This is a genomic window from Rhodococcus sp. WY5 (assembly GCF_018588185.1).
GTDB classification, from domain to species: Bacteria; Actinomycetota; Actinomycetes; order Mycobacteriales; family Mycobacteriaceae; genus Rhodococcus_F; species Rhodococcus_F qingshengii.
In genome coordinates this window covers 1685543-1697063 of record NZ_JAAMPR010000001.1, presented here as the reverse complement: position 1 = coordinate 1697063, position 11521 = coordinate 1685543, and the positions used below count along the sequence as shown (strand labels likewise).

The following is an 11521-nucleotide window of genomic DNA, read 5'->3' as shown; positions in this document are numbered from 1 at the left end:
GGAACCTCCGAGGGCAGTGAATAGAAAGGCAGTGGACAGAACTGACAGTTTCCAGTTCAGATTTGTACATCAAGTCCATGTTCTGGATCACACGATGAGCTTAGCGTCTCTCCGAAAGAACTGATCGCGTCATGCAATAGGAGCTGAGCCCAGATGCCCGACAGCAGCACCGAAACAGCCGAAGCCGCCAGCGTTCATTCGACACTCAAAACAGGCTTGAAGAAGCGCCACCTGACCATGCTTTCCATGGGCGGCGTCATCGGCGCCGGTTTCTTCGTCGGTCTGAGCGGAATCATCAACCAGGCCGGCCCCGGCGCAGTCATCACGTGCGCGATCTGCGGGATCATCGTGTTCCTGGTGATGCGCATGCTCGGCGAAATGGCCGTGGCCAAGCCGTGTACGGGATCGTTCACCGAATACGCCCGCATGGCGTTGGGCGACTGGGCGGGTTTCACCACTGGCTGGCTCTACTGGTATTTCTGGGTGATCGTCGTCGGCATCGAATCCGTCGTCGGAGCAACCTTGCTCTCCCGGTGGATCCATGGTGTCCCGCTCTGGCTCATGTCAGCGGTACTCCTGTTGGTGATGACCGGGGTCAATCTTCTCTCCGTCAGCAACTTCGGCGAGGCCGAGTACTGGTTTGCGGGTATCAAGGTCGCCGTCATCATCGGCTTCATCGTGCTCGGCAGTCTGTTCGTCTTCGGCATCTGGCCCGGCAGTGAAGTCGATTTCAGCAATCTGACCGGCCACGGAGGATTTCTGCCGAACGGCTTCACCCCCGTACTGGTGGGCGTTGTCGCCGTGATCTTCTCCATGACCGGAGCCGAGCTTGTCACGATCGCCGCAGCGGAATCCGCCGAACCCGCCGGAGCGATCAGGCGGGCCACGAACACGGTCGTCTTCCGCATTCTCGCCTTCTTCGTTGTCGCCACCTTCCTCCTCGTGACGATGCTGCCGTGGGATTCGTTCGTCGTCGGCGATTCTCCGTTCATCTCCGCACTCGACCTGCTCGGAATTCCCGGCGCCGCCGACATTCTCAATCTCGTGGTTCTGGTCGCGGTGCTGTCCTGCCTCAATTCCGGCCTGTACACGGCGTCACGGATGCTCTTCGCACTCTCCGTCTACAACGACGCGCCGGCCTGGATGACACGGACCAACAGCCGCGGCGTGCCGGTGAAGGGCGTACTCGCCTGCACCGTGGCCGGGTACTTCTGTATCGCGGCCGGCTACATCTGGCCGGATACGATTTTCTTGTTCCTCGTGAATTCGTCGGGCGCAATCTGCTTGTTCGTTTACATCCTGATCTGTGTATCCGAACTACGCCTCCGACGCCGATGGGAACGCGAAAGCCCCGAGATTCTGAAATTCCGTGTCTGGTTGTATCCCGGCCTGCCGATAGTGGTCACTGGTCTGATTCTCGTGATCCTGGTGGGAATGGGTCTCAACGAACCCACGCGCGCGGAATTCGTCCAAAGCCTGGTCGCGCTGGGGGTCATCCTCGCCGCTTACGGCGTGAGAAAGTCTCGTACGCGAAAAGTCGGATCGTTCGCGACCGCCTCGAACAACGCACACAGCAGTTCGAAGAAGGCTTGAAACAAGCATCGAGTAAGCGCTCGACTCGATAATTGAACCTCTTCCCCGAAAAGAGCCGATCCGATGGAAGCGGTCGAACATAGATTTTCTCTTTACCTAAATTCAAGGCAAAATGGACAGCATGCCGAGCCCTGTCATCGCCTCCGAGGGGCACAGTTCTTGGCGAACACTTCACGAATGGTTCAACGAACCACACGACTACGAGTGGATAAAGCACCAGAGATCCGGCCGGGCAATCATTCCGATCTTCCGAACCTTGCTTGGAATGATGACGATCATCTTCGGACTGTCCGCTTTCTACAAATTGATCGGTCCGGATACGCCGCCGACCACACCCGGCAAAGCTCTTTCGATTTTCATGATCTGTACGTGTGTGGGAATCGCCGCATGCTGGTTCACACAACCGTTTCCCGGACGCCGGGGGTTGCTTGCATTCGGAATATTCGCAGATCTCGGGATCGCGGCTGCCGTCCTCCTGGTGCCGGATCGCTCGTCCGGGACGTTCGGTTGCATCGTCTTCGCGGTCACCGGAACCTTTGCGACGCTCTTTGTCAGCGCAAAGTGGCTTGTCGCTCATGTCGTTTGGTCGACGACCGTCACGACTACCGTTTTCGTTCTTGCATATATGGAAGGCGACGTCGATATCACGACGCTTCTGGCCCGCGGCACCGTTCTTTTCGGAGCTGTCACACTCGTTCCCATTTTTGCGCACCTGACTTGGCGCACTCTTTACCGCGATGCCCAGTATTCGGACCGGGATCCCCTCACTGGACTGTTCAACCGTCGGGGGCTGGAAGGGGCAGTCGGCGATCTCTTCGAGAGCGCCCGAGACGATTCTTCATCTCTCGCCTTCATCGTCGTCGATATCGACAAATTCAAAACGGTGAATGATCTTCACGGTCATGCCGAAGGCGATCATGTCATCAGGAGAACCGCGAACCGATTGAGCACACATCTCGGCGAACGCGGAGTCATTGCTCGAACCGGCGGGGAGGAATACCTGGCCGTCATCGCCGGCGATCCCGAATCGACAACCCTGTTGATCGAAGGGATAAACGCGGCGCTGTCGGATTGTTCCGACGCGATCCCCACAACGGTGAGCGTCGGAGCGGTGATGATGACCGCCGAATCGAAGGCGTGGAGCGGCGGTGCTTCCGCAATCCTGGCGGCGACAAATGTCGCGGATTCGATGATGTATCAAGCGAAGGCGGCAGGCGGTAATACGATCCGCTCGGCTCAGATCTGATTCACAGCCACGTAAGTGGGTGGACGCTGCGCCCGGTTTCCGTGTCCGTCGCGGCAAGATACACATCGACGCGCTCAGCGGTCAGAGCCTTGCTGATGTGGTAACCCTGGACCAGGTCACACCCGACCCACTGGACGCGGCGGAACTGCTCGATGGTCTCCACGCCCTCGGCCAACGATTTCATACCGAGGGCCGCGGCCAATTCGACAATGGACTTCACCACGGACATCTTCGGATCGTCCGAGTCGGTGACCAGCATGCGATCGATCTTGAGAACGTCGATTGGAAGTCTCTGGAGCGTGGCGAAGGACGAATAGCCGGTGCCGAAATCGTCGAGTGCGACGGTGACCCCGAGCTCACGCAGCTTGTAGAGATCCCGGATCGCGCGATCGTCCACAACACCTGTCTCGGTGATTTCGAGCTGCAGCAGTTGCGGAGGCAAGCCCGAATCCGTCAGCGCTTTCTTCACCATCGCACCGAACTCTCGCGACACCAACTGCACTGGTGAAACGTTGACCGAGACGCCAATTCCGGTCGGCCACCCCGCAGCAGCGGCGGTCGCCATCGCCATTGCCTGCGCACCGAGGGGAATGATCATTCCGGTTTCCTCCGCCACCGAGATGAACTGGCTGGGCCCGATGAGGCCGCGGCTGGGATGGTTCCACCGAAGAAGAGCCTCGAAGGCCACCACTTCACCGGTCTGAGTGTCGATCTGAGGCTGGTAATGGAGTTCGAACTGCCCTTCCTCGATCCCTCTGTCCAGCTCGTGCAACGCCGTCGCCCGCGCCGATGCCCTCGCCCGCAGCAGCGGTGAGAACTTGCCCACTCGATTGCGTCCCGTCGACTTCGCCTCGTACAGAGCCAGATCCGCCAGCATCACCAATCCGTCGGCGTCCGTCGAATCCTCGGGCGCGCTCGAGTAACCGATCGTGGCCCGCACTTCGATCCGATTGCCTTCGACAAAGAATGGTTCGTGCAGCACTTCCAGGTACCGATCGAAGATCACACCGGGATCGTCGCGCGAAGAGGTGCAGACGATCAGCCCGAATTCGTCACCGCCCATCCGCGAGCACATGTCCGAACCGATCACGTCGCGAAGGCGTTTCGTGACTTCGAGAAGTAATTGGTCCCCGATCGGATGGCCAAGGGTGTCGTTCACCGATTTGAAGTTGTCGAGGTCGAGAATCCCGACGAGAACCTGCTTCTCCGGCACGCGGGAATCGATCGCTTCCTCGAGCGCCACTCCGAACGCACGACGGTTCGGTAACCCGGTCAACGAGTCGGTGGCCGCAAGGCGAAGGATCTCCTGCTCGTGGACATACCTCTCCGTGATGTCGGAACCGACACCGCGCCAACCCAGAATCACGCCGGATTCGAGGACCCGTGGATTGCCGGAAAGAGACCACCAGCGTCGCCTACCGTCGACATGCACCGGCACGACAGTGTCCCGGAAGGGAGCACTCGATTCGAGTTTGTCGATCATCTGGGCCGCGGCCGCACGCCCCTCCGGACTCGATGCGATCTGGAGTCTGGTGAGGAGTTGTCCGAAGGTGAGTTGCTGCAACTCGTCCACCGTCATACCTGCGACCTCGGCGAGACGTGCCGAGGTGTGGGAGAACCGGCCGTTGGTGTCGCACTCCCACAGCCAGTCGCGGGAACCGCCCTCGAAACCGTCGAGCAACAACGCCACAGTCTGACGCTCGGATTCCGCCTGAAACTCTGCGAGACAACGTCTCTGGAAAGAGGCCGACAGATAGACCGCCCCTACGGTGAGCGCAAACATGTAGATGCACAACTGAATCGCAAGTATGCGAAAGTGGGGTTCGGCGTGGACGACGAGAACAGTGAAGACGCCGAGGCCGTGAATGTAGATCCAGGTCAGGCTCACCGATCTCAGACTCGAGAACGTCACGGTCCCGGCGCCCATGATCCCGGCCATCGTCGCGATCAGAACCAAGTCGCGGAAGACGTCCATGTCGTGAAAGAGCAGAGCGAAAAGTGTGACATCGAGGGTCGCGACCACGATCACTTCGACGAGCAGACCCACGTAGTCGTAGCGCGGGGTGTGCTTCGACGGCCGCCAGCGAAGGGGAATCCATACTCGGATCGAATTCGCGAGGACGAGAAAGATGAGGGCGCCACCCAACCACCTGAGCGTCTGACGTCCGGGCGGGACGGTGTAGGTCAGAATCACGACCAAACTCGCCATGTACGCAAGATTGGCGAACGGCGCGACGGCTGCAGCTTCGTCTATCTGACGGCGAAACAGGCTGTTGCAGTCGGCCTCCGAAGCAGGATCTTGCCTGCCCAATCGACTCGGACGGCTCATCAGCGAGGCATCCCGACATCTGCGCAGGCGCCATCAGCGGGCGTCGAATCCGCTCGCCTGGCCATCCGAACCTCCCCTGGCTCCCCACCGAACCCTTATCCGGTGAAACGTCAGTGTTTCAGACTCGCTGCTTGTTTCCTTCACAACGGTAGCCATCTGACGAATCGATTGTGCGCAGATCACTATATCCAGAGGTCGCTCCCTCGATCTTCCAGGTCGATCTGCGATTGCTGATTCTTAGCTCGATCCACGTTTGTCGCCGACTGCGACGCGAGGGATTCGAGCGGTCGGGAACAACGCTGCGATCGCGAGCAGCGCAGCCACGGCAAAGGCGACACGCAACGCGTCCAGCCTGGCTTCTTCGTTCACGTCCACGATCGCATCCGCCGTGGACTCGGCGACGCCGGCGTCATCGAGAGCGGATCGGAGTTGCGTCGTCGACAGGAACGGCACGCCCGAGGCCATGTCGGTGCTCGCTTGCTGCTGCACCGATGTCGGAACCGCCGGATTGTCTTCGATTCCGGCGATCGCCGACGTCGTGAGAGTGGCAATGAGAACCGATCCGATCAGGGCAGTTCCCAAGGAAGCGCCGAGGTTGGTGGCGGTGTTCTGCAACCCGCCGACCTCGGTGCTGCGCTCGTCCGGGACCGAGGACACCGTGACGGCTCCGAGCTGCGAAGACAGGCACCCCAAGCCGAAACCCATGAACAGCATGGGAATCATCACGATCGCCGCATTGGCGCCGGGGTCCATGCCTGCAACGAGCATCAGAATGCCGACGACCATGACCAACAATCCGACTCGGACCACGCGTCGCGGGTTCGCGGTAGGCCGTAGCTTCGGAATACCGATCGCCGCCACGACGAGCGCCGCCGACAACGGCAGGATGCGAACTCCCGTCTCCAGGGCACTGAGCTCCAGAACTACGGACAAGAACAACGGGACCGCGAAGAACACGCCCGCCTGGACCAGAAACTGCGCGAAGAACATCGACAGCCCGCCACTGAGCTCGCGGTTTCGCAGCATCGCCGGATCAAGCAACGGCTCCTTCCCCGCAGCGGCCAGGCGTCCCTCCCAGCGCAGGAATCCGTACACGACCAGGAGCCCGGCGATCAGCAGCCACACCACCGGGGAAAGCCCGACCAACTGCGGTCCGTCGGGTTTGGCCTGCACCCAACCCCACTCGCTCGAGCGCAGTACGCCGAAGACGATCATGCCCAGCCCGACCACAGACAAGATCGATCCGACGTAGTCGAGGCGCGACTTCGACGGTGGGACGTCGACCACCTTGCTCAGCACCAGCAAGATCAGGACAACGATCACGACTTCGCCGACGAACACGTAACGCCATGACGCAAATGTCGTCGCGGCGCCGCCGATCAGCGGCCCGACCGCCACGGCCATCGCGCCGGCGGCAGCGACCAGACCGTAGGCAGCCGGGCGCTTCTGCGCCGGAAAGTTGGTGGCGACGAGCGCGACGATCGCGGGCATGATGAGTGCCGCACCGACGCCTTCGAGGAACGACCATCCGATCAGCAGGACCGCAAGATTGGGAGCGAGCGCCGTTGTCAGAGAACCAGCGCCGTAGATGATCAAGCCGACCGCGAAGGCCCGGCGACGACCCATCATCGACCCCAGCTTGCTGCCCGTGATCATCAGCGTCGCCATGACCAGGGTGTACAGCGTGATCGCGGTTTGAATGCCGGTGATGCTCGTGCCGACGTCCTCGGCGACGGTTGCCATCGAAACGTTCATGACCGAACTGTCCAAGGTCATCAGGAATTGGCTGGATGCCAACACCGTGAGAACCAGTCCTGAACCCGCTTGCGTCGTCGAACCAGCAACCTGTCCGTCACCCATCGTGCGGGTGTACCCGGTGTTCAGGTCCTCGAAGCAGACCGGTCAGTGCTGTTCGAGGCTGAGCTGATCCGCCCAAGCCGACACGTCCCCGCGTTCCAGAGCCACCGCCAGCAGTTCCGGAAACTTGTCCGGCGTGCACGCAAACGCGGGAATCCCGAGGGCACTCAGCGACGCTGCATTGTCGTGATCGAACGACGGTGCCCCGTCGTCCGAGAGTGCCAGTAGAACCACGACTTGAACGCCGGAGTTCTTCATGGCGGCCATCCGGCGCAACATCTCGTTGCGAATACCGCCCTCGTAGAGGTCCGAGATCAGAACGAACATCGACTCGGCAGGACGCGAGATCAGTGACTGGCTGTACGCGATTGCGCGGTTGATGTCCGTGCCCCCACCAAGTTGGGTCCCGAAAAGGACGTCGACTGGGTCGGACAGTTTGTCCGTCAGGTCGACGACGGCAGTGTCGAAAACCACGAGCGAAGTCTTCAGCGCCTGCATCGACGCCAACACCGCGCCGAACACGGATGCGTAGACGACGCTGGACGCCATCGAACCCGATTGGTCGATCGCCAGGACTACGTCGCGCTGCACGGATTTCGACTTGCGGCCGTATCCGACGAGCCGCTCGGGGACGACGGTTCGATACTCCGGAAGGTAGTGCGACAGATTTGCTCGGATGGTTCGGTCCCAGTCGATGTCACGCAACTTCGGATTCGACGTTCTGGCCGAACGATTGAGAGCCCCGGTCACCGCGGCCTTCGTTTTCTGCGCGATTCGCTCTTCGACTTCCCGAACCACCTTGCCGACGACCATTCGAGCAGTTGCCTTGCTGGCCTCCGGCATGACCTGGTTGAGGCTCAGCAGCGTCCCGACCAGATGCACATCGGGCTCGACGGCATCGAGCAGTTCCGGTTCGAGCAGCAACTGCGCCAAACCCAGTCGGTCGATCGCGTCCTTCTGCATCACCTGCACCACCGTGCTGGGAAAGTACGTCCGGATATCGCCGAGCCATCTGGCGACGGACGGAGCCGACGCCCCCAATCCGGCTGAGCGGCGTCGCCCCTTGGTCGGGCCGGACGAATCGTAGAGTGCGGCAAGAGCTGCATCCATTCGACGCTCGCCCGGTTGGCCCAGCCCACCCGTCGATTCTTCGGCGGATTCCCCGAGCATCAGTCTCCAGCGTCGAAGGCGCTGATCGTCGTCGCTCATGCGCCCACCCCCAAGATGTCCGCAACGACCGCCATTGCCGCTCTGCCGCGTCGAGCATCGGTCTCCACTGTCGTTTCGACGCGTCGTCCACCTCTGACCGCCTGACCGATCGCTCGACGCTCCCCCGCCTCGAACGCTCCGAACGTACGTCGAAGCAGTGGAAGCGTGTCGATGAAGTCCTGCTCACGAAGTTGGCGAACCCACGTGTCGATCAGCGTGAGCAACGCTCGATCGTGAACGAGCACAAGCCCTCCTCCACCGAGAAACCCGTCGACCCACCCGGCTTTGGCGGTCGGCGTGCTTCCCACGGACAGGGCCCGAGACAAGCGCTGGGCTGCAGCGGTTTCCGTGATCGAACCGCTGTCGCGCAGTAGCCGCACCAACCGTCCGACGAGTAGTCCGTTGACGTCGTCACGGTCGATCACGCCGGCCATGGCCTGCAGCCACCGTGCGCTCGCATCGCGATCGTCACGAACCATGACTGCCGAGTGAACCTTGTCGAGGTGTTCGCGAAACTCCTCGGCACTGGGATCGTCCAGGCCCGTGACGGCGACTGCGAGGCCGGTGCAAATGCGGATCAACAAGCTGTCGGCGACGTCGACCAAGGCAGACACGTCGGTTCCGCGCACATCGCCGTACCGCAGCGTTCGCGTCAGCGTGGGCAGCGCCGCCATCAGGTGCGACACGTCATGATCCAGTGCCGCAACCGTTTTCACACTTTCCAGCACAGCGGACAACGCTGCCGGCAGGTTCGCCAGGAGCGAGTTCTCCAGTAGTCCGATCAGTGACGCGAGAGAGATGTCCGGCTCGTTGATCTTCGAGACGACACGTGATGTTGCCGCTGCAGCCACCGTCGTGCCCCACAGCGACGCCTCGATCACCGAGACCGAGAATTCGGGCTTCCATTGCAGCGCCCAAGTCTCCCGGAACGTTCCGGTGGAACGGACCTCACTGTCGGCCGGGGTTCCCCAATCGATCTCGAGGATCCCCAGTCGGTGCAGGAACTGGGAACGCTCGACGTCGATATCGCGTCGCAGGTCCAGATCGAGATTCTTGGCTCCCGCTTGTTGTTTGAGCCGCAAAGTCTTCGAACGTGCTCGCAGGTCTGCTTCGAGCGGAACCGTCGGAGTTTCTTCGGGCACCGCGCCCAGCGCTTCGCCCACAACCAATCTTCGCGTGATCAGATCCAGAAGAACGTCGTTCCCGTCGCACATCACCGACCTCGTTGCCTCGGTGACCTCCGACAATCCCGCCAAGGGTCGAGAACGCAGTGCCGCCAACGTATCTGCCAACCGGACAGCTTCGATGACGTGAGCACTCGAGATCGGAAGGTCCTCGTCCCTGAGCACCCGCGCAACTTTGGTGAGCCACCGCGTGATCGTCTTGTCGTTCGCGGTGAACAGGTGGTGATACCAGCCCGGCGAGGTGATTCCGGCGCCGTAACCCGATGCCGATGCCAGACGTGAGTGAGTCCAGGGAACCCACGTCAGCGAGGTCTTGACCTTGGACATTCCTTTGAGGATGCGAGCATCGGGTGCCGCCGGCCCCAAGGCTCCGACCAACGCCGGCGCGTGCCAGGCTCCGCAGACGACGGCTACCCGCTCAGCGCCATCTTTCAACGTCTTTCGCAGCACCTGACGCATATACGCTTCGCGATGCGCTGTCTCCTCGTCGATCGGCACTGTCTCACGCAGCGCCTCCATCGCCTCGGTGATCGCATCGAAAGAATCTGCGCCCGAGCTCGATTCGATCACCGAATCCCACCAGCGTTCGGTGTCGTCGAAACCCGCGGCCGCGGCCAGTTCCGACAGAGGATCGCCCTCGCGGACAGTACGAATCCCCTGATCCGCCAACACGTTGAAGGCGGGCAGATCGCAGAACCGTGCCTGCACACCGTTCTTCGCAGCCCACTGCAGCGCTTGCCATTCGGGTGAGAACACCGCAAACGGCCAGAAGGCCGCCTTCGACGGCTCGCCAGTGGCGTACGCGAGCAACGCAATCGGTGGCTCCATCGAATCCGACGCCGCCAGCATCACCAACGGGTCTGCGTCCGAGGGCCCTTCGATCAGGACGACGTCAGGCGAGAACTCTTCCAGACCCTGCCGAACCGAACGAGCAGATCCCGGGCCGTGGTGACGGATACCGAAGACCCGGACACGCAGGTCCGGAATCACGATGGTCGCCCGGTGACCTCGCGGCACGCCCGGTAGAAGTCGGACCACTCGCCGCGTTCACGCACTACTGCCTCGAGGTACTCGTTCCACACCACCTTGTCTGCGACCGGATCCTTGATCACCGAACCCAGGATTCCGGCAGCGACGTCGGATGCCCGCAGTACGCCGTCCCCGAAATGCGCAGACAACGCCAAACCGTTGGTGACCACCGAGATCGCCTCCGCCGTCGACAGAGTTCCGGACGGGGACTTCAACTTGGTGCGGCCGTCGGTGGTCGTGCCTGATCGCAGTTCCCGGAACACGGTGACGACCCGGCGAATTTCCTCGGCTGCTGCGGGGGTTGTCGGCAATTCCAGTGCTGCGCCCAGCTGTTCGACTCGACGTGCCACTATGGCCACCTCGTCTTCCTCGCTGGCCGGCAAAGGGAGGACTACGGTATTGAACCGTCGACGCAGTGCGGACGACAGATCGTTGACACCGCGATCGCGATCGTTGGCGGTAGCGATCAGATTGAAGCCCTTGGCTGCCTGCACCTCGATGCCCAGTTCCGGCACCGGCAACGTCTTCTCGGAGAGAATGGTGATGAGAGCGTCCTGCACGTCGGCCGGGATACGCGTCAACTCTTCGACGCGGGCGATCTTCCCGGTTTCCATCGCCGTCATCACGGGAGAAGGCACCAGCGCACCGGCGGTCGGCCCCTCGGAGAGAAGACGTGCGTAGTTCCAGCCGTAGCGGATAGCTTCCTCGGGCGTACCCGACGTGCCTTGAACCAGGAGCGTCGACGCACCCGAGATTGCGGCCGAAAGGTGTTCGGAGACCCAGGTCTTGGCCGTACCGGGAACCCCCAACAGCAGTAGCGCCCGGTCGGTGGCAAGAGTTGCGACGGCCACTTCCATCAACCGCCGTGGACCGACGTACTTCGGCGAAATGACGGTTCCGTCGTCGAGAGTGCCACCCAACAGATACGTCACCACGGCCCAGGGCGACAAGTTCCACGACGGTGGACGCGGACGGGTGTCCTGCGCGGCCAGTGCTTCGAGTTCGAGCGCGTACTCCTGCTCTGCGTGGGGCCGCATCAGCTTTGCCGGTTGCGCGAGCTTTGCCGGTTGCGCG

7 protein-coding genes are annotated in these 11521 nt (G+C 61.7%); 2 read left to right on the top strand and 5 right to left on the bottom strand.

The genetic code is table 11. From position 1 onward, the window contains the following. Nucleotides 1-153 precede the first annotated feature (153 nt). On the top strand, nucleotides 154-1593 hold the full coding sequence (locus tag G4D79_RS07700) for an amino acid permease (protein WP_030536080.1): 1440 nt from the start codon (nucleotides 154-156) through the stop codon (nucleotides 1591-1593). A 121-nt stretch (nucleotides 1594-1714) separates the two neighbouring features. Next, the gene (locus G4D79_RS07695) at nucleotides 1715-2839 is read left to right on the top strand and encodes a GGDEF domain-containing protein (protein WP_063836244.1); all 1125 of its coding nucleotides are present in this window, start codon (nucleotides 1715-1717) and stop codon (nucleotides 2837-2839) included. A gap of 1 nt (nucleotide 2840) precedes the next feature. Here the strand turns inward: G4D79_RS07695 and G4D79_RS07690 are convergent, their stop codons facing one another. The 5 genes from G4D79_RS07690 to G4D79_RS07670 form a co-directional block, all read right to left on the bottom strand. Next, nucleotides 2841-5168: a bifunctional diguanylate cyclase/phosphodiesterase gene (locus G4D79_RS07690; RefSeq protein ID WP_099697162.1), complete on the bottom strand. Its 2328-nt coding sequence runs from the start codon at nucleotides 5166-5168 to the stop codon at nucleotides 2841-2843. A 237-nt stretch (nucleotides 5169-5405) separates the two neighbouring features. After that, the gene (locus tag G4D79_RS07685) at nucleotides 5406-7028 is read right to left on the bottom strand and encodes an MFS transporter (RefSeq protein WP_063315539.1); all 1623 of its coding nucleotides are present in this window, start codon (nucleotides 7026-7028) and stop codon (nucleotides 5406-5408) included. Nucleotides 7029-7070: 42 nt separating this feature from the next. Continuing rightward, nucleotides 7071-8234, bottom strand: a complete 1164-nt coding sequence (locus G4D79_RS07680; RefSeq protein ID WP_047269390.1) for a VWA domain-containing protein — start codon at nucleotides 8232-8234, stop codon at nucleotides 7071-7073. Then, complete coding sequence (locus G4D79_RS07675) at nucleotides 8231-10435, bottom strand: DUF5682 family protein (RefSeq protein ID WP_099697163.1); 2205 nt, start codon at nucleotides 10433-10435, stop codon at nucleotides 8231-8233. The genes G4D79_RS07680 and G4D79_RS07675 overlap by 4 nt, the downstream gene beginning before the upstream one ends. Next, a complete protein-coding gene (locus G4D79_RS07670) occupies nucleotides 10405-11484 on the bottom strand; it encodes an AAA family ATPase (protein ID WP_099697257.1) in 1080 nt (359 codons plus the stop codon). Before G4D79_RS07670 ends, G4D79_RS07675 begins: the two co-directional genes overlap by 31 nt. Nucleotides 11485-11521: the final 37 nt, after the last annotated feature.